The organism is Pedobacter sp. AK017, assembly GCF_014200825.1.
Classification (GTDB): Bacteria; Bacteroidota; Bacteroidia; order Sphingobacteriales; family Sphingobacteriaceae; genus Pedobacter; species Pedobacter heparinus.
In genome coordinates this window covers 407,674-426,607 of record NZ_JACHCW010000001.1, presented here as the reverse complement: position 1 = coordinate 426,607, position 18,934 = coordinate 407,674, and the positions used below count along the sequence as shown (strand labels likewise).

Annotated in this window: 21 protein-coding genes; 17 read left to right on the top strand and 4 right to left on the bottom strand. The window is 40.6% G+C overall.

Features of this window, described 5'->3' with window-relative positions:
- Positions 1 to 4 precede the first annotated feature (4 nt).
- Positions 5 to 1,477: an RNA polymerase factor sigma-54 gene (rpoN, locus tag HDC92_RS01940; RefSeq protein ID WP_015807360.1), complete on the bottom strand. Its 1,473-nt coding sequence runs from the start codon at positions 1,475 to 1,477 to the stop codon at positions 5 to 7.
- A 237-nt stretch (positions 1,478 to 1,714) separates the two neighbouring features.
- On the opposite strand from rpoN, the gene HDC92_RS01935 reads away from it, so the two are divergent.
- The 14 genes from HDC92_RS01935 to tsaB all read left to right on the top strand — a co-directional run bounded on the left by HDC92_RS01935 (position 1,715) and on the right by tsaB (position 11,717).
- Positions 1,715 to 2,458: a porin family protein gene (locus HDC92_RS01935; protein ID WP_183871965.1), complete on the top strand. Its 744-nt coding sequence runs from the start codon at positions 1,715 to 1,717 to the stop codon at positions 2,456 to 2,458.
- Positions 2,459 to 2,497: 39 nt separating this feature from the next.
- Positions 2,498 to 3,118 (top strand): hypothetical protein, encoded by a 621-nt coding sequence (locus HDC92_RS01930; RefSeq protein WP_015807362.1) that lies wholly within the window; start codon positions 2,498 to 2,500, stop codon positions 3,116 to 3,118.
- A gap of 272 nt (positions 3,119 to 3,390) precedes the next feature.
- The gene (locus HDC92_RS01925) at positions 3,391 to 4,032 is read left to right on the top strand and encodes a PIG-L deacetylase family protein (RefSeq protein WP_015807363.1); all 642 of its coding nucleotides are present in this window, start codon (positions 3,391 to 3,393) and stop codon (positions 4,030 to 4,032) included.
- Positions 4,029 to 5,171, top strand: coding sequence for a glycosyltransferase family 4 protein (locus HDC92_RS01920; RefSeq protein ID WP_015807364.1), 1,143 nt, complete (start codon positions 4,029 to 4,031; stop codon positions 5,169 to 5,171). Before HDC92_RS01925 ends, HDC92_RS01920 begins: the two co-directional genes overlap by 4 nt.
- Positions 5,172 to 5,181: 10 nt before the next feature.
- Entirely contained in the window at positions 5,182 to 6,354 is a 1,173-nt protein-coding gene (locus tag HDC92_RS01915) for a glycoside hydrolase 100 family protein (protein ID WP_183871963.1), read from the top strand.
- 93 nt (positions 6,355 to 6,447) lie between these two features.
- Positions 6,448 to 6,879: a large conductance mechanosensitive channel protein MscL gene (gene mscL / locus HDC92_RS01910; RefSeq protein ID WP_015807366.1), complete on the top strand. Its 432-nt coding sequence runs from the start codon at positions 6,448 to 6,450 to the stop codon at positions 6,877 to 6,879.
- Between the two features lie 232 nt (positions 6,880 to 7,111).
- Complete coding sequence (locus tag HDC92_RS01905) at positions 7,112 to 7,897, top strand: LiaF transmembrane domain-containing protein (RefSeq protein ID WP_015807367.1); 786 nt, start codon at positions 7,112 to 7,114, stop codon at positions 7,895 to 7,897.
- A gap of 11 nt (positions 7,898 to 7,908) precedes the next feature.
- On the top strand, positions 7,909 to 8,274 hold the full coding sequence (locus HDC92_RS01900) for a DUF4288 domain-containing protein (protein ID WP_015807368.1): 366 nt from the start codon (positions 7,909 to 7,911) through the stop codon (positions 8,272 to 8,274).
- On the top strand, positions 8,271 to 9,332 hold the full coding sequence (locus tag HDC92_RS01895; RefSeq protein ID WP_238326450.1) for a sensor histidine kinase: 1,062 nt from the start codon (positions 8,271 to 8,273) through the stop codon (positions 9,330 to 9,332). The genes HDC92_RS01900 and HDC92_RS01895 overlap by 4 nt, the downstream gene beginning before the upstream one ends.
- Positions 9,310 to 10,047, top strand: a complete 738-nt coding sequence (locus HDC92_RS01890) for a LytR/AlgR family response regulator transcription factor (protein ID WP_015807370.1) — start codon at positions 9,310 to 9,312, stop codon at positions 10,045 to 10,047. Before HDC92_RS01895 ends, HDC92_RS01890 begins: the two co-directional genes overlap by 23 nt.
- 92 nt (positions 10,048 to 10,139) lie before the next feature.
- Positions 10,140 to 10,298 carry a 50S ribosomal protein L34 gene (rpmH, locus tag HDC92_RS01885; RefSeq protein WP_015807371.1) on the top strand — a complete coding sequence of 53 codons (159 nt, stop codon included), beginning with the start codon at positions 10,140 to 10,142 and terminating at the stop codon, positions 10,296 to 10,298.
- Between the two features lie 63 nt (positions 10,299 to 10,361).
- Positions 10,362 to 10,781, top strand: coding sequence for a ribonuclease P protein component (locus HDC92_RS01880; RefSeq protein WP_183871961.1), 420 nt, complete (start codon positions 10,362 to 10,364; stop codon positions 10,779 to 10,781).
- Positions 10,768 to 10,998 carry a membrane protein insertion efficiency factor YidD gene (gene yidD / locus HDC92_RS01875; protein ID WP_015807373.1) on the top strand — a complete coding sequence of 77 codons (231 nt, stop codon included), beginning with the start codon at positions 10,768 to 10,770 and terminating at the stop codon, positions 10,996 to 10,998. The genes HDC92_RS01880 and yidD overlap by 14 nt, the downstream gene beginning before the upstream one ends.
- Positions 10,999 to 11,030: 32 nt before the next feature.
- A complete protein-coding gene (tsaB, locus tag HDC92_RS01870; protein ID WP_183871959.1) occupies positions 11,031 to 11,717 on the top strand; it encodes a tRNA (adenosine(37)-N6)-threonylcarbamoyltransferase complex dimerization subunit type 1 TsaB in 687 nt (228 codons plus the stop codon).
- On the opposite strand, the gene HDC92_RS01865 is transcribed toward tsaB, so the two are convergent.
- Both HDC92_RS01865 and HDC92_RS01860 read right to left on the bottom strand, forming a co-directional pair.
- Complete coding sequence (locus HDC92_RS01865; protein ID WP_183871957.1) at positions 11,718 to 13,145, bottom strand: DUF5723 family protein; 1,428 nt, start codon at positions 13,143 to 13,145, stop codon at positions 11,718 to 11,720.
- 19 nt (positions 13,146 to 13,164) lie between these two features.
- Positions 13,165 to 14,739, bottom strand: a complete 1,575-nt coding sequence (locus HDC92_RS01860; RefSeq protein ID WP_183871955.1) for a hypothetical protein — start codon at positions 14,737 to 14,739, stop codon at positions 13,165 to 13,167.
- Between the two features lie 108 nt (positions 14,740 to 14,847).
- Here HDC92_RS01860 and HDC92_RS01855 point away from each other — a divergent pair, with 108 nt between their 5' ends.
- The 3 genes from HDC92_RS01855 to HDC92_RS01845 all read left to right on the top strand — a co-directional run bounded on the left by HDC92_RS01855 (position 14,848) and on the right by HDC92_RS01845 (position 18,465).
- Entirely contained in the window at positions 14,848 to 15,231 is a 384-nt protein-coding gene (locus tag HDC92_RS01855) for a DUF423 domain-containing protein (RefSeq protein WP_015807377.1), read from the top strand.
- A gap of 2 nt (positions 15,232 to 15,233) precedes the next feature.
- Entirely contained in the window at positions 15,234 to 17,708 is a 2,475-nt protein-coding gene (gene priA / locus HDC92_RS01850; protein WP_183871953.1) for a primosomal protein N', read from the top strand.
- A gap of 100 nt (positions 17,709 to 17,808) precedes the next feature.
- Entirely contained in the window at positions 17,809 to 18,465 is a 657-nt protein-coding gene (locus tag HDC92_RS01845; RefSeq protein WP_015807379.1) for a protein-L-isoaspartate(D-aspartate) O-methyltransferase, read from the top strand.
- Positions 18,466 to 18,482: 17 nt separating this feature from the next.
- Here the strand turns inward: HDC92_RS01845 and smpB are convergent, their stop codons facing one another.
- A complete protein-coding gene (gene smpB, locus HDC92_RS01840) occupies positions 18,483 to 18,932 on the bottom strand; it encodes an SsrA-binding protein SmpB (RefSeq protein WP_015807380.1) in 450 nt (149 codons plus the stop codon).
- Between the last annotated feature and the right edge of the window lie 2 nt (positions 18,933 to 18,934).

The following is an 18,934-nucleotide window of genomic DNA, read 5'->3' as shown; positions in this document are numbered from 1 at the left end:
AATTTTACAGTTCTTTTCTTAACCTGGCTACAGGGATGTTCATTTGTTCCCTGTATTTGGCTACTGTTCGTCTGGCAATATTGTAACCTCTTTCTTTCAGAATCTCAGTTAGTTTTTCATCTGCCAGGGGTTTGCGTTTATCTTCATTTCCAATGCAATCTTCCAGTATCTTCTTTACTTCTTTATTGGAAACCTCTTCGCCGCTTTCGGTCTGGATGGCTTCCGAGAAAAAAGATTTTAACAGGAATGTACCAAATTCGGTTTGTACATATTTAGAATTGGCTACGCGCGAAACTGTGGAGATGTCCATATCGATCTTATCGGCAATATCCTTCAATATCATGGGTCGCATTTTGCGTTCATCACCGGTAAGCAGGTACTCATACTGATACTGCATAATGGCGTTCATGGTTTTAAGCAGGGTCTGCTGTCTTTGTTTAATGGCATCAATAAACCATTTTGCTGAATCCAGTTTTTGCTTCACAAACTGTACCGCTTCCTTTAATTTTTTATCTTTCTGGGCGGCCTTATCGTAATGATCAAACATATCGATATAAGAACGGCTCACCCGTAGTTCAGGTGCATTTTTCGAGTTCAGCGTAAGGATCAATACCCCATCATTGTTAGAAACATGAAAATCAGGGATGATCTGTAATTGTTTGGTAGTAACCTGATTGGAATCTCCTGGTTTAGGATTTAGTCTCAGTATCTCGGCAATAATCTCTTTTAAGTCCTCACTGTTCAGGTTCAAAGATTTTTCGAGTTTATCGTAGTGTTTCCTGGTAAACTCGTCGAGGTAATTTTCAACAATTAAAATTGCCTTCTGAATTATTGGGTTATTGGTATCTTTTCGTTTTAATTGGAGTGTCAGGCATTCCTGTAAATCCCTTGCAGCAATGCCCGGCGGGTCAAAATGCTGGATCACTTTTAACATCTCCAGTACATCTTCTTCTTCTACCATTACGTTTTGAGAAAAAGCAAGGTCATCGATCATCGAGGTCACGGGTCTTCTTAAATATCCGTCGTCATCCAGGCTTCCTATGATCTGCTTACCAATGATGAAGTCCTGGTCAGAAAGGGGGACCAGGTCTAACTGCTCCTGTAAACTTTCGAAAAAAGTACTTTCAATCGCTATAGGTGTTTCCTTTTTTTCCTCATCATCGTCATTGTTATTATATGACGTGCTGTAATCATTTACATCATCATCCTGTAAATAATCATCAACATTAAACTCATCTGTGCTTTCTTCTTTGTTACCGCCATCAAAATCATCAGGTGCATCGTTCAGGTCGTCGTATTCACTTTTAGGCTCCTCGGCAATCATTAAACTCGGATCTTCCAGTGCCGGGTTTTCTTCCAGTTCTTCTTTTATGCGGGTATCTAATGCAACGGTTGGTACTTGCAGCAGTTTAATAAACTGAATTTGCTGTGGTGATAATTTTTGAAGTAATTTTTGTTGAAGGTGTTGTTTTAGCATAAAATGATGAGCAGGAATTTAATATACCCGTTCCAAAAATACACATTTCAGACAGATAAAAGTAATTACAAAAAGATAAATCAACGATTGTACTGATAAACAGCCATAGTTAATGCAAACTAATAGGCCATGATGATTACCTGATCTTTAATTTATTCAGGATTTTACGGTGGAATTAATTTGGAAGTAAATTTATTTTGTATGTATTTTAGAGGCCAAATAGCCTCCCATATCTAGATGAGAAAAACGCTTTTTACCTGCCTGGCCCTATTGTTGCCTGTTTTGCCCCTGCTGGCGCAGAGTTCCTTTGTAAAGCCTGTAATTTTTGGCTTAAAAGGAGGTCTAAATGCCTCATTTTTTACAAAAGACGTTGATCTTTTTGATCCTGCGAGTTCAGGGAATGATCCTTCTTTTCGGCGGTTTTTGCGTGCGGCGGCTTTTGCAGGGATTACAGTGGATTATATGGTAGGTGAACGTTTTTCAGTTGGTGCAGAAGTTTTATACAACGCGAGGGGGATGGCTTACCGTCAAAAGAACAACAGTGTGATCATGATTGGTCAAAACGGGGCAGAACAGGCTTATAATTATTTCAAATATAAAGTGGATTATTTAGAACTGCCTTTAACAGCGGGGTATAATGTATTACCGGTTGCATCTGATAACTGGCTGACCGGCTATGTGGGCCTGGCACCTGCTATTGCCGTAAATAAAGCTGTTAAATTGGATTACCCTAAGCCAAATGCAGGGCCATGGGAAGGACAGGCCGATAAATCTGGAAACCTGGACGGTGTACGTACTTTTAATACCAGCATGCTTGCAGGTATTCAATTCGGTGGAGTACCCTCGTTTGTTGGAGCCTATGCCGATCTTCGTGCCAGCTATACCCTGTTTCCAGTTTTTACGGAAAATAACAGTTTAAGCGGTAACAATTTAAATACAAGAATGCTCAGTTTTTCATTCGGCATAGGACTTAAATTTTAATACTTCACATCGTTAAACAAACAATCTAAATATATCAATATGAATAACTATAAAAAACACTTTATATTTCTCTTTTTGTATATCAGTACAATAGGTTTGGGCAGTGATTTATATGCACAGACTGATTATATCATTAACAATGACAATGCTAAAATTATGGGTGAGATAAAGAGCCATAATGTAGATAAAGTGAAGTTTATCCCTGCAGGAGAAAAGAAAGTACAAAAATTTAATGCAGAGCAGCTGAAGGAAGTTTACCAGGCCGGACATGGTGTGTACAGATCAATTGTCAGGGAAGAAGGGGGCAGCCCTTCATTTTTGCAGGTGCTGGAAGATGGCAAGATAAAATTATATGAGTATTACCAGGCAGGTAGTACAATGTACAGTGCACCGATGGCAGGTGGTGGTATGGGCTTTGTAGGCGGAAGTAGCCCCAAGAAAAGATGGTATGCACAGAAAGATGGTGGTGCTGTGGCAGATATAAAATCAAACGGGATATGGGGTAGCAGAAAGAATAGAAAGGATAACTTTTTAAATATGATAAAAGACAATCCACATGTGGCCGAACGCTACGAGAAAGCAGATAAATTTAGTTTCGATTTTGTGCGCTCCCTGATTGTAGAATACAATGATCTGAAGGCAAAGGAAGGACAGAAATAATTTAAAAAAGTTTTATAAACAAAGGATAACGGGATCAGCAGCAGCTATCCCGTTTTTTATTTCTTTGAGTCAGCTCCTGGCTCATATTTCTGCAAATAAACAATAGTACACGATTATGAAACATAAAGGCTTTGCTGATGTTTAAATGATGTGAGTAATGTTTTGACTATGAATTTGTTGTCTTAACATTGTTTGTGCTCAACTTATTAAAAAACAAAACATGAGAAAAGTGAAGATGTGTGTTGCAAATCATTTTACTGTTTTACAAGATAATGAGCCAGGTTAAAAATAAAACGGTAGTCATTATTGTAGCGCATCCTGATGATGAGACATTATGGGCCGGGGGCTTGTTGTTAAGCCATCCCGAATGGAGGTGTTTTGTAATATGTTTGTGCAGAAGGGATGATGAAAACAGAGCGCCGAAATTTAAAAAAGCATTAGATGTATTTCATGCAAAAGGAATAATGGGAGATCTGGATGACGGGCCTGAACAAACTCCATTGCTGGAGGCAGATATAGAATTTAAGTTGTTGTCTCTTTTACCCTCACTGGCCTTTGATCTGCTGATTACACATTCGCCTTATGGTGAATATACCAGGCATCTGCGGCACGAAGAAATTGGAAAAGCTGTAATTAAATTATGGAACAGAAGGTTGATCCGTTGTGAGGAACTATGGAATTTTGCTTATGAGGACGGGGACGGGATGTATTTTCCAAGACCTGTTAAAACAGCTGACGTTTATATCGAACTGTCTGATGAAATATGGCAGCTCAAGTATAATATCATTAAAGATTTATATGGGTTTGGTCCGCAAAGCTGGGAGGCGGAAACGACCCCCAAAGCAGAAGCATTTTGGCAGTTTTTTACCAGAGCTACTGCAATGGAAGCGTTAAACAGAAAGAATATTTTATGAAGGTGCTGGTATTGTATGATTATCCACCTTCTCCGGGGGGACTGGCTACTCAGGGCGACCTCCTCTACAGAGGGCTAAAAGAGATCGGAGTAGATGTTCATGGGGTTAACCCCATGTCTATGCAGGAAAAGGAATGGTATTACCGTTGGTTTAAGCCCGATGTGGTGGTAGGAATTGGTTACTGGGGGCATACACCAATGTTGATACAGCATCCCATGCAACATGGAATGAAAGCTGTACCCTGGCTGGTGGCTGACGGGTATATCGCCAATTATCAGTATGAACTGAATGCGCTTCCTTTAATTCTGGTAACCTCTAACTGGGTAAAGGAAATGTATGTAAGAGATGGCATTAAAGCAGACAATATTCATGTATTGCCAGTTGGCTGCGACACAGATACTTTTGTTCCGTTCGAAAAAGACAATCCAAAAGTTATCGCAGTAAGGGAAGCACTGGGTGTCAGTTCCGATGAATTGATGATACTTACAGTTGGTGGTGACGCCGCTTCTAAAGGCGGACGGGAAGTGATGGAGGCGCTTGCAGAAATAAAACAGGATAACCCTAAATGGAAATACATCTGTAAAGTATGGCCTCAGCCCCGTACCGACTGGCAAAATAAGGAAGACCGTTTGCTGGCAGAGCAGCTGGGTATTGCTGATCGTGTCCTATTTGCTACCAGTATCATTTCAAGAACATTTGTCCCTTATCTTTTAGGGGCATCTGATATTTATGCCGCACCTTCCAGGCTGGAAGGGTTTGGAATGCTGCAGGTTGAAGCCGGTGCCTGTGGTAAGCCTGTAATTGGTATCAATGCAATGGGAATGCTCGATACGCTGGTTCATGGTGAAACTGCTTTTTTAGCGGGTATAGCAGAAAAGATAGTCCTGAATGAGGTCAATCTGGGGCCTGAATCCGGATTTGCAGCACATACGAGAGTCATTTTCGATGTACCCAGAACAGTAGATTACAGAGCAGATATAGAAGATGTCAGACAAGGGTTGCTAACGTTAATGAACCATCCGGCCTTAAGAAAAGAAATGGGTGCTGCGGGGAGAAAAAGGGTAGTGGATAATTTTGATTATAGATTGGTTGCACAAAAATTTGTAAGCTTAATTAATGAAAAATTAGATATCTATTAAAAAAACTGATATGGAAGAGCGAAACTGGCAGGAGATAGAAAAAGCAAAAACGGCTGCCCTGGAAGTGTTGATACATAATGCTCATGGTTCTTTTTACGGACTCCCGCGAACGGCTGGCTGGGGGTATCCCGAGCCTTATACCAGAGATCTGATGCTTGCCGCAATTGGTATTGCAGTTAGTGGAAATGAAGAGTTGATAAAAGTGATCCGTAAAACGATGATGGTACTTGCTAAAAATCAATCGATAAGAGGTCATATCCCTTCTCTTGTACATGATGCTGAAAACAGGGGTGCCAGTGATACCACTCCTTTATTTTTACTTGCGGTAGGCATTTACAGGAGGCTGCTTAACGAGGATTATTTCCTGGAAGAAGCGGTACAGAAAGCCCTGACCTGGATGGAGTACCAAAGTCCATCCGATGATGTGCTGGTGGCCCAGGAGCCTACAAGTGACTGGCGCGATGAACAATGGGTTTTGGGTTATGGTTTATTTGTAAATGCAACAGTATATGCTTATTTACGGATGCTTGGACAACACCGGCGGGCAGATATGCTCAGGAATGAAATGCGACATTTTACCATTACAGCTAAGGTAATACACCGTCATGTTCATGAGGGTTTAATGGTAAAAAATAAACCGTACTTTGCATTATGGTCTTATAAAGTATACAGCAGTGAACGGTTTGATCTGCTGGGAAACAGTATTGCCATCTTGTCCGGACTGGCTCCCCTAACCAGGGCGCAGAAAATGGTTTCATGGATAGAAGAGGAGTGTAAGGAGATGAAGCGGAATGGAGAACTGGCCGTCGACCTTGCTCCTAATTTTTTCCCTTTTATTTATCCCGGACATCCGGACTGGATAGACCGCTATGCCGATTTTAATATGCCTGGAAATTATCACAACGGTGGGATCTGGCCCTTCATATCCGCACTTCATATTGCAGCTCTTGTTGCAGCAGGCAGGCATAAACTGGCGATAGAGAAACTTTATGTACTTACTGATCTAATTAAAATTTCAGTAAATAAAGAGCTGCAATATGGTTTTAACGAATGGTATAAGGCTCAGGATGGGCAGCCAATGGGCCAGGACTGGCAAACCTGGTCGGCCGCGCTTTATTTATATGCGGCTGCAGCTGTGGAAGGAACACATACGCCCTTTTTTGAGGAGTGCAGGACTTATTAGTTGCACCGGATTACTTAACTGGAAAATAATTTATAAATGCTTAAAAATTGGTATGATTTTTATAAATTAGAGTAAACTAAAAATAACTATGATATGGGATTTGTAAAAGAATTTAAAGAGTTTGCCATTAAAGGCAGTGTAATGGATCTCGCTGTCGGTGTAATCATTGGTGGTGCATTTGGTAAGATAATCGACAGTGTTGTCAACGATTTGGTCATGCCATTGATCTCAGCAGTGATCGGATCTGTTGACTTTAGCAATATGTATGTGGTGTTAAAAGGAACTGTAACAGAGGGTATGGCACTTGTTGATGCCAGAAAGGTACCTGGTACAGTCGTATTTGCTTATGGTAACTTCATAACGGTAGCCATCAATTTCCTATTACTGGCATTGGCTGTGTTTATGCTGGTTAAAGGAATAAATTCATTGAAACGTAAACAGGAGGCTGCTCCTGCTGCACCAGCGGCACCAACCCAGGATCAGGTATTGCTCACAGAGATCAGGGACCTGCTTAAAACAAAATAACGTAAAGCATTTTTATGCACCCGGATGGTTATTGTAAGGATAACCCCGGGTGTTTTTGTTTTTAAAGCTATCGCTTAGCCGGTATCTTCACCGGTAAAATCGGTCGCTTTACCGGCTATAAGCAAGCATACGTATAATTGCCATATGTAAATAGCGTAAGGCTATTTACTTTTGATGAAGCATTTAGTTGTTACTTGCTGTTTCAACTTTGGCTTAAAAGAATTAAAAAAAAATGGAAAAGATTAGGGATAATAATTCGAGCAGGATATGTGGTGGTTTGATCATCATAGGTGTAGGACTGGTGTTTCTGTTAAGAAATTTTGGGGTTTATATTCCGGAATGGGTCATCAGCTGGCCTATATTATTGATCATTGTTGGCTTTTTGATTGGTTATAAGCGAAATTTTAATGGTCCGGGATGGATAATTTTGATACTTGTGGGCGTTTTTTTTACTGCCAGGGCAATTACGGGCTTCGACATTTCGAAGTACTATTTTGCGCTGATATTCATTGTTGTAGGTCTGATGCTGATTTTTAAACCGAAAAGATCGGCGATTGGCCGAGATAGGCGCTGTAAGGCCAGGTGGAAAGGCAGGATGAAAAGGAAATATGCTGAAATGGGCGACCTGAACATACCCGGAGATGAGGAAGAGTGGAATAAATATGCCAGTGCAGATAAAAATGACATTATAGATTCCGTTAATTTTTTTGGTGGCAGCCACCAAAAAATCTATTCGCAAAATTTTAAGGGTGGAGATGTGATTGCTGTTTTTGGCGGCGCCGATATCAACTTAACACAGGCCGACTTTGAAGGGGTGATCAAGTTGGATGTGGTAGCCATTTTTGGGGGAGTGAAGATCATTATTCCTTCCGGCTGGGAAGTAAAATCGGAAGTAACAGCCATTTTTGGTGGTATAGATGATAAAAGGACACTTGGTGTGGCAGCTGTTGAGCCCCGCAAAGTATTAATTATTGAAGGGGTAGCCATGTTTGGAGGGGTTGATATCAGAAACTTTTAAAACACATAATAATGAAGTGGTTTGTAGTAAGGTATATTTATCAGATCATTACCGGTGAGGGTGATCACGCACCGCAGTTTGATGAGCAGCTAAGGTTAATTGTTTCGGAAGATAGTACTGAAGCTCTTCTGAAAGCCGAAGCTCAGGCAGAAGGTTTTCATTTACCCTTTAGAAATTGCAGAGGGGAAATGGTAACCTGGAACTTCATCTGCGTGGCTGATCTTTATGAGATCCAGTCGCCAACTGATGGATCTGAACTGGCTTCCGTACTGCACGAACCGGTTGATGTAGATGCATTTCTAGCCAATGTAAACCAGCATAAGTCGTACTTACAGGAACTTTTACCATTTTCAACCCCTTCAATTAAATTATTTTGACCAACAGACCTTTATCCGTCCGTAAGATTCAGAAAATTGCCTCAGCGATATTTCTGGGCTGGGTGTTGATATTTATATGTCTTTTTTACAGTACGCTCAATTTCAGCTGGACCATTTCTATTACTGATAGTTTGGTTACCAATGGTATGCTTGCCCTGGCTTGTATCATTCTAAGTAATTTATTGGGCTATTATCAGCCTAAAAACGAAACGATTATTTTTATCCTGGCACTTACTTTTATCATGGCGCTGTTTATTACGTTTATGAGCAAGTTTTTGCTGGTACTGTTTTTTGCAGAAGAAAAAACATACATGAATTTTCTAAGTTTCTCCCTTACAGTCCGCTTTCTTATTTTATTTGTGTTTATAGCCTGGTGCGCCCTGGCTAACATTTTATGGTACAGACTGGAAGAACAGTCGGCCACCCAGGAAAGGCTTTTAGCCGCGCAAAACCTGTCTAAAGAAGCCGAATTAAATAAACTTCGGCACCAGTTACAGCCACACTTTTTATTTAACAGCTTAAACTCGGTATATGCTCTAACGATGGTGAACCCTAAAGAAGCGGGGACAATGATTACCAAACTGGCCTCTTTTTTACGCGGAACTTTAAAAAGAGATGACGAGGTTTGGGTAAGTGTGGCCGAGGAAATGGAATATATTGGCCTGTATCTTGACATAGAAAAAGTACGTTTTAGCCACAGGTTAAATATTGATGTGAAAATAGCTGATAATACTTTAAATTTACGTTTACCTGGTACCCTTTTGCAGCCTATAGTGGAAAATGCGATAAAATTCGGATTGTATAATACAGCAGCGGCCATCACGATTTCGCTGGATGTAAGGTTACAGCATAACCATTTGGTCATTAGGGTGCAAAATCCATTTGACCCTGAGTTAAAAGCAACGGGAGGCACCGGTTTTGGCTTAACAGCTATACGGCGAAGGCTATATCTGTTGTTTGCTGATGAAAGATTGCTCAGAACAGATGTGATGGACGAAAATATATTTGTAACTACGCTTAAAATACCCCAGCAGCATGATAAGAACGATATTAATTGATGATGAACCTTTAGCAAGAGATGTGGTGAAACACTATTTGAAGCTTTTTCCGGAAGTAGAGGTAGTGGCCGAATGCAGTGATGGTTTTGAAGGGATAAAAGCCATTGCACATCATCAGCCTGATTTTATTTTTCTGGATATCCAGATGCCTAAAATCAGTGGTTTTGAAATGCTGGAACTGGTAGAGAAGCATCCGGCAGTAATATTTACTACTGCTTTTGATGAATATGCAATTAAAGCCTTTGAGGTAAATGCTGTAGATTATTTACTGAAACCGATAGAGCAGAACCGATTTGAGCAGGCGATGCAGAAACTGCCGGGACGATTACACAATACAGATGCAGTTACAAAGGAGTTGCTGGATGTGGCTGCTTTGAGTCCTGCCCAGCACAACAGGGTGGTGGTTAAAAAAAACGGCGTGATCAAAATTATTGCCGTATCGGATATTCATTATTTAGAGGCTGATGATGATTATGTGAAACTGAGTACCGCTGAAGGGATTTATCATAAAAATAAAACGATGAACTTTTTTGAAAGGACATTGGAGCCCGGACAGTTTATTCGTATTCACAGGTCGTACATCATCAATCTTGCCCAGGTTACCAGAATCGAATTGAAGGAAAAAGACAGTTATGTAGTATTGCTGAAATCAGATATCTGGCTGCCGGTAAGCAAAACCGGCTATGTGAAATTGAAAGCAGCCCTGGGTATGTAGCATTTTATTTTCTGTTGCATTTGCAATTAAATAAAAATCGCCCTATATTTGCACCTCTTATTTAAAAATATTAGTCAAGATATAATACAGTTATGAAAAGAACATTCCAACCTTCGCAAAGAAAGAGAAGAAACAAGCATGGCTTCCGCGAAAGAATGGCTACAGCAAACGGTAGAAGGGTATTAGCTTCCCGTCGTGCAAAAGGAAGAAAAAGATTAACGGTTTCAAGCGAAGGCCGTCACAAAGCATAATTTTTGATTGCAGCACTCAAAGTGCTGGCAGATCAGAATATCTGCAAATTTGCGATCAAAAAGATGAACACATTTAAAAAAGAAGAACGGTTATGTAGTAGGAAATCATTGGATCTGCTATTTAAAAACGGTTCTTCTTTTTTATTATACCCCTACCGCATCTCGTATTTATTTGTTTCCGAAGCACAGCGCTTTCCGGTTCAGGTAGTAATCAATGTAGCTAAAAAAAGGTACAAAAGGGCGGTAGACAGGAACCTGATCAAACGTCGCACCCGCGAGGCCTATCGTTTACAAAAAGAACAGGAACTTTATACTTTATTACCTGGTAACAACCCTCTATTGTTGCTTTCAGTACAGTTTGTGGGTAAAAAGATTTATGATTTTTCTTTTCTGGAAAAGAAACTGAGTGCAGCATTTAAGCGGTTGACAGCAGATTTGGAAGTTAAAAAGCCTAACAGGAGGAAAAGTGATGAAGGTAATTAAACAGTTGCTTGGCTGGTTCTTTCTGGCCATGATCAAATTGTATCAATGGCTTTTATCCCCTTTGCTGGGGGCAAGCTGCAGGTTCACGCCCAGCTGTTCGCAATATGGAATAGAAGCCATTAAAAAACATGGCCCTTTTAAAGGGGGCTGGCTTACTTTAAAACGCATTGGGCGTTGCCATCCCTGGGGGGGGCATGGTCCTGATCCTGTTCCCTGACACTTATTTTATACTCATTAATTTTAATGTCAATGGCTACTATACTTCAAATTGAAACCGCTACACAAGCCTGTTCTGTTGCTATTTCCAGAAATGGGGAAACGATTGCTTTAAAAGAAGAATTGGCAAGTAACATTCATGCAGGTAGTTTAACCTTGTTTATTGAAACGGCAATGGAAACTGCGGGATTACACTTTAACGATCTGGATGCTGTAGCGGTAAGCAAGGGTCCTGGCTCGTATACAGGCCTTAGAATAGGAGTTTCAACAGCCAAAGGTTTGTGTTTTGCACTGGATAAGCCACTAATTGCTATTGATACCCTGCAGACGATGGCAGCAGGATTTTTACTGGAACAGGCCGGTTATAAAGGCTTGATCTGTACCATGATAGATGCCCGCAGAATGGAGGTTTTTACGGCTGTATTTGATGCTGATTTAAATTATCTGGTGCCCACAGTTGCAAAAATTATAGATGAACAGAGTTTTGCCAGGGAACTGACGCTGGAAAAAGTTACTTTCATCGGTGATGGTGCTATGAAATGTGCTGCGGTATTGCAACAGGACAATGCTACTTTCAGTGGTCGAAATTTTAATTCAGCTACGAATATGAGCCGGCTGGCTAATGAGGCTTATTTAAAAGGGCAATTTGAGAATGTGGCTTATTTTGAACCTTTTTATCTGAAAGATTTTGTGCTGACAACCCCAAAGAAAAAGGTTTAATCATTTCTTCTTTGAAAACACACTGAACAGCCGCTTAAAGAAACCAGGTTTTTCGTCTCCTATCCCGGGCATTGTGCTGCTGTTTTGGGGGTGTTCTACCGTATTACCAAACTTAAAGCCCAGCCCCATATAAAAGGATGCTCCGTTATAGCCGTTGCCAATGGTGGCATCTCTGTTAACTGCTCCATTAATTTGTGTAACCGTTTTAAACAGGTTGTCTGAACCCAGGAATATTTCAAAATTTGGCGTCTGATAAAGGCCCTGTAAACCCATAAAAAACAAGTTGTTAAAGTTATAGGATGGAATTGCACTGATGGCCAGGTCGCTGTATTTGAATTTGTTTACAAATGCTGCATCGCCACCTTTAAAGAACAGATTTTTGGAGACAATAAGACTGGGAGTATAGGTGAAATCAGGCGTGGAAAGTGTAAAAGCTTTGGAAAGCATGAAATCAATTTTAGCATTGGTTGGACTAAAGAAGCTCGTACTGTCCGATTCATCGGTGGCAATGTCGGCAATTTCATTTCGGATTTGATTGGATGATTTTTGGGATAGGTTTTGAATATTTACTGCTGCATTGATCTTGTTGATATATGCACTCTTTCTCCATTTTATAAAACCCAGGTCTTTAATATTGGCCATCAGAAATACGCCACTTTTAGCATTATAACTGGTTCCAAAGCTAAAGGCCATACCCGGATTTCTAAATGTGGGTAACAGTGTATGGGCAGAGAGTTCATTGGTCTTTACAAAACTGGCCCTGTAGCTACCTTTAACCCTTACGTTTATCAGGTCATTTGCCGGATCTAAAAGGAAATAAGAGTCTGAAATGTTTAGTTTATTATAAGTGATGCCACTTAAAAGACTCAGCTTAACCCCAAAAGCAAGTCGTTTGTTGTAATTTTCCCTGTAGGTAATGCTAAACTGATGGTACGACTGAGCATAACCATCATTGTTAAACACATCATCATAAGGGTTGGTGTCGAACCGCTGGTAAGAATCCAGAATGGCCAGTGTTTCATTGGTATAGTCTACATGCCCATCGCTGCGCAATTGCCAGGAGAAGCCCATTTCTTTTTGCCATTTGTAAGACTGGAATATCCTGAATGTAAGCAGATAAATATTCGTGTTTTCATGAACAGTATTGATGGCCCCTGTTCTTAATGGAAGATTGGCTGCATTGTATTTACCTTCATTTATGGCCCTTCTGATTAAATCTGAATTGCCTTTGTTGGCACCACTCAAACCAAAATAAGGCAGGAAAAAGTTGGAAGCAAACTTCCTGGAAGAATCCAATACAAACGTTTTCTGGGCAGGGTTTTCAAAGCCGTCAAAAAGCGTTTTTGTATTGAACAGTCCATATTGCTGGGCCTTTAAGAAAAAAGGAAGGCAAAAAAATAAGCAAAGTAGAATATACTTTTTTAACATACAGGATGATTGGATATTGTTATAAAGCTAAAGAATCTTTTTGTAAAACTTCAGGCTGTTTGTTGATTAATATATTGGTTTGGAATTTACCGTTATCTCCACTCAGCTGATAGGTAAAAGAGTCGTAATTTTTCAGACCTTCAATTGCACTGATGTGTTTATAATAAGGTAAATAGATGTTCTTTTTGAAAATGTCATCGGCATTGCGGTGATCTGTATAAAAAGCAATGCTGGAGTTTCCGGGAAGCTGGTTGCCGGCATTGATGTAATTAGGAACATTAATTAAAAGCTGATTGTTGGTATAGCTGTTTAAAAATGACTGCAAAGTGCCGGCATTGTTGGCAAAAACCATGTAATTGTCTGTAATAATATAATAAGGCTTTTTAAAGTTGCTGAATGGCTTTCCGAAATAGGCATAGAGCAGGTCGGGTTCTTTAAATACTTTGATGTCTTCATCGTATTCGCTGCTCAGGTCAAGCAGCAGCTGTATCATTTTATCTCCGTTACTGAGGTTTATGGCACCAATTTTTTCACCTGTGCGGAGTTGGAAAGTAATGAACTGGTCCTTAAAGTATTTGGGAAACAACTCGTCCGGGTTGAGGTGATATCTGTTGTTGATGTCCTTCAGGAGTGCTGAGATCTTTTTGTCTTGGTGCTGATTTGAAAACCAGGTGTCCAGCTTTTTTTTCCAGTTGGGATAACTATCTACTGCAAAAATCGTGTAAGAGGCGGTGTTCGCAGGAAGAATATTATTAATGGTTATCTTTTGGGCCTGCATGTCCGAGAACAAATGGTAATAATTATTGGGATTATTTGTCACGGTGGTTCCGGTGAGTAATACCTTTTCATTGCTGAAATTATAGGTTAGGGCAGCAAAGGCATCCTGCTGATTTAAAACAGCTAATTCCCCATTCAGATTACCGGAAATGATGTTTTTTAGCAGGAGAGGAAGATCATTAAAGTTAATATACAATTGGGCAAGGCTGTTTTTGCTGAACCTTTTACTGGCCTGGATATATTCAATAAACTTGTCGTCTTTTTGATTCCGTTCTTTGGCAAGTGCAGCGGCAGTCTGCTTTTCAGAACTGGAAATAACGGCCAGGTTTTCCTTTATACCCAGATAAAATACGGAGCTGTCGGGTAAAATAAGCTTTGTGAGCCTATCTGTTGTCTCTGGCCGGATGCCACTGGTTTTTAGCGATTGGAACAACTGCGGCAAGTACTCAGGGATACTGATCTGTGTATAACATAAGAAATCTATGTTATGATCGCTGCCCGGAACAAAGGCAATGTAAACATTTTGTTTGTCGGTCAGCTGGTTTACTTTAGGTATAGTCAGCAGGTACTTTTTTAAGGAAGCAAGTTGTTTATATTGCTCTGCGTCCAGGATTTCTTCAAACAAGCGTTGTTCTTTTAAAATGTCGGTAATGCTTTTTTCATTTTCAAAGGAGAAAATGAAAGCCGAATTTGCAACGGCGGCCTGCAGGCCGGTATCTGTAATATGCTGATCGGTATTGAGTTTGGAAAAATAAAGATAGGCCATTGTAACAATGGCAAGAAATAGCAGGACAATACTAATAATGAGCTTCTTCATAATACATATACAAATCTAGCTGAATTTTTGGTTATTTAATTTAATCCTCGTTATTACTCAGTAAATACAGGCATTTTCTTAATTTTGTAGGATAAAAGCCGATCTATCATGAGCAGACGTATCCTTTTAACAGCATCATTGTTTGGTGCCATAGCTGTAATATTTGGTGCCTTTGGGGCGCATAGTTTAAAGAATGTCTTAAGTTCCGGATCGCTTGAAATATGGACAAAAGGAGTGGAATATCAGTTTTATCATACTTTTGCTTTGCTTTTTCTTGCAAATTATGCTGCCGAAGGCCAGCCTGCAAAATGGGCATACAGATTTTTTACCTTAGGTATTGTACTGTTTTCGGGTTCATTATATTTGCTGGCCACCAGAACTATTTTAAATATTGGTTTTGCGAATTTAATTGGGCCTGTAACTCCCATTGGTGGTCTTTGTTTTATATTGGGCTGGGCCATGTTATTTTTTACGGTTTTAAAGCGTAAATAAAGATGGCTGCTGAACTGCTGGAATTCAGTGAAAGGGAAACCTTGTTTGTAGAGGTGATTCTGCCTCTGTCGCTGGCTAAAAACTATCTGTATCGTGTGCCATTCGACTTGAACAGTGAAGTGGCCATTGGCAAAAGGGTGGTGGTGCAGTTTGGAAAGAACAAGATTTATACCGCCTTAATTAAAACCATTAGCCAAACCGCCCCCAGGCTTTATCAGGCCAAATACATTATTGATGTGGTAGATGAGCAACCTGTGATTACCACTTTACAATTGCAGCTGTGGGACTGGATGACAGGTTATTACCTTTGCAATGAAGGGGATGTAATGTCGGCCGCTCTTCCTACCGGATTAAAGCTGGCAAGTGAAACCATTATTGTGCTGAAAGAAGAGGCGTTGCAGGAAAAGGTTTTAACAGAAAAGGAACGTATTCTGATGGATGCTTTGAATCATCAGAAAAGGCTTACCATAGCTGATGTTTCTGCTTTACTTGGGCAAAAAACAGTATATCCCATCATCAATGCCCTGCTGGAAAAAGGATTGGTATATGTTGCTGAAGAAGTGGTAGAGAAATACAGACCATTGCTGAAATCCTTTGTGGCATTAAATGCTTTTTATCGGGAAGAAGAAAATTTAAAGCAGTTGTTTACCATTCTGGAACGTGCACCCAAACAACTGAATGCGCTGCTTACCTTTATCAAGTTGTCCCGACAGCAAAACCTGGTTTCAAAATCACAATTACTGGAAGAGAGCGATTGCGGACAGGCGGCTTTTAAAACATTGCTGGATAAGGAAATATTTACAGTCGAAAAAAGACCGGTGAGCCGCTTAAAAGATAATGATGAGGACTTTGTACTGAACTTTGAACTGAGTGCAGCTCAGCAACAGGCTTTGATCGGGATTGAAATGGAATTTGAGCGGAAAGATGTGGTATTGCTGCATGGCATTACTGCTTCCGGAAAAACCCAGATCTATATTAAACTGATTGAAAAGGCCATTGAGCAGGGCGGGCAGGTTTTGTTTTTATTACCCGAAATTGCTTTGACCACTCAGATTGTTCAGCGCATACAGCGTTATTTTGGGGATGCTATTGGGGTTTATCATTCTAAATTTAACAACAATGAGCGGGTCGAGATCTGGAATAAAGTATTGAACGGGAAGTACCGGGTAGTACTTGGGGCCAGATCAGCAGTGTTTTTGCCTTTTAAAGAGCTGAAATTGATCGTGGTTGATGAGGAACATGAATCCTCTTATAAGCAGCAGGAACCCTCGCCAAGGTACCAGGCCAGAGATGTGGCTGTTTATCTGGCCCATTTGCACCAGGCTAAAACCGTACTGGGCTCGGCCACGCCATCCATAGAAAGCTATTACAATGCCATTAGCCAAAAATATGGTCTTGTTACTTTAAATGAACGCTTTGGTGGAGTAGAATTGCCTTTGCATGAAGTGGTGAGCATTTCGGAAGAAACGAAGAAAAAAAAGATGGTTTCTTATTTTTCCGGTAAACTGATTGAAGGGATTAGCCTTGCCCTGGAACAAAAAGAACAGGTAATCCTGTTTCAGAACCGCAGAGGCTATGCTACTATACTGATCTGTGCCACTTGTGGTTATGCACCCAAATGTGTAAACTGTGATGTTTCTTTAACCTACCATAAAACCAGCGGTAAACTGCACTGCCATTATTGCGGATATCATCAGAGCAGCATCAATATATGTCCGGCCTGTGGTTCTGTACACATAGAACAGAAAGGCTTTGGCACTGAAAGGGTAGAGGAAGAACTGAGCCTGGTTTTCCCGGATGCTAAAATTGCCCGGCTGGATGTGGACAGCACACGTACCAGGAATGGCCTGCAGCAGCTTATTTCAGATTTTCAGGAAAAGAAAACGGATATCCTTATTGGTACACAAATGGTGGCCAAAGGACTTGATTTTGATAATGTTACCCTGATCGGGGTAATCAATGCAGATACTTTACTGAATTATCCTGATTTCAGGGCCTTTGAACGGAGTTACCAGCTGCTCGCACAGGTAGCAGGCAGGGCAGGAAGAAGAGACAAGCAGGGAAAAGTAATTATCCAGGCTTATGACGATTCGCATCGCATCATCAGACAGGTGATGGAGAACCAGTATCTCGAAATGTACAAGGACGAACTGGCAGAGCGTCTGCAGTTTCATTATCCACCATTTACTAGGCTTATCTTTGTCAATATCAAACATAAAGATCAGGATCTGTTAAATATGGCTGCACAGCGTTTTGCAACGATACTAAGGGCGCAGTTAGGGCCAAGGGTTTTAGGGCCCGAGCAGCCTATGGTGGCCCGGATCAGGAATTACTACATTAAGCAGGTAATCATTAAAACTGATAAAGATACCTCTGTCCAGAAAGTTAAATCTGTATTAAAAAATACCATCCTCGACTTTCAGGCCGAAAAAGAATACCGTTCCGTAAACATCCAGGTAGACGTGGATCCCTACTAGATTTTATTGGGATTGATTCTGTGCCTATTAGGCTTTTTTAACCCGATTCAAGTTAAAAACATTGAATTATTAGCTTACAAAAAGCTATTTTTGAAATGAAATGGCATATAAGTTTGTTGACAATTACAGAGAGCAGGGGGCGAGAAAAAGATTGGTGGCGCATTTGGAAGCGAGGGGCATTGCAGATAAAAAAGTGCTTAAAGCAATAGGCAAGGTGCCCCGGCATTTCTTTTTCGACGAAACCTTTTGGAACCAGGCGTACAAGGATATTGCTTTCCCGATTGGTGATGGACAGACCATCTCACAGCCATATACCGTCGCTTACCAAAGCGAACTGCTGCACATAAAAAAAGGTGATAAAGTTCTGGAAATTGGAACAGGCTCGGGCTACCAGACCTGTATATTAATGGAACTTGGTGCCAACGTATATACCATAGAACGACAGGAAAGCATATACCGGCACACCATCAGGGTACTGCCTGGCATGGGATACAATGCGCATTTCTTTTTTGGCGATGGTTCTAAAGGTATTGCAGCGCATGCACCTTATGATAAGATCATAGTAACAGCTGGGGCACCTTTTGTACCTGAAATTTTGCTAAAACAGCTTAGGATAGGCGGTATACTGGTAATTCCGGTAGGGGATGAACATTCGCAAAAAATGGTAACGGTAATCAGGGTAAACGAAACAGATTTCGAAAGGATAGAACTCGATACCTTCAGGTTTGTACCATTGGTAGGCGATCAGGCCTGGTAAACTTATATTTCGTTGTTTTAAACTTTCATGGCACGGTCCATTTCCCGTTTGGACTCCCTGTCCTTAATGCTATCTCTTTTGTCAAATTCCTTTTTACCCTGTGCCAGCGCAATCTCTATTTTCGCAAAACCCCTTTCGTTGGTAAATATCCGTAAAGGAACAATGGTATAACCTTTTTCCTCACTTTTTACCTTTAGCTTTTTCAGTTCTTTTTTATGGAGCAGAAGGGCGCGGTCGCGCTTAATTTCATGATGATGAAATGAGCTGTGGCTATATTCTGAAATGTGGAGGTTACGTACATAGAGTATGTTGCCAATGAACATGCAGAAGGCATCGGTCATATTGGCCTTACCTTGTCTGATGGCTTTTATTTCAGTACCCAAAAGGGCTAACCCGGCATTATATTTATCAATAATGTGGTAATCAAAATACGCTCTTTTGTTCTTTATCTGGATATCGTTCTTCATAA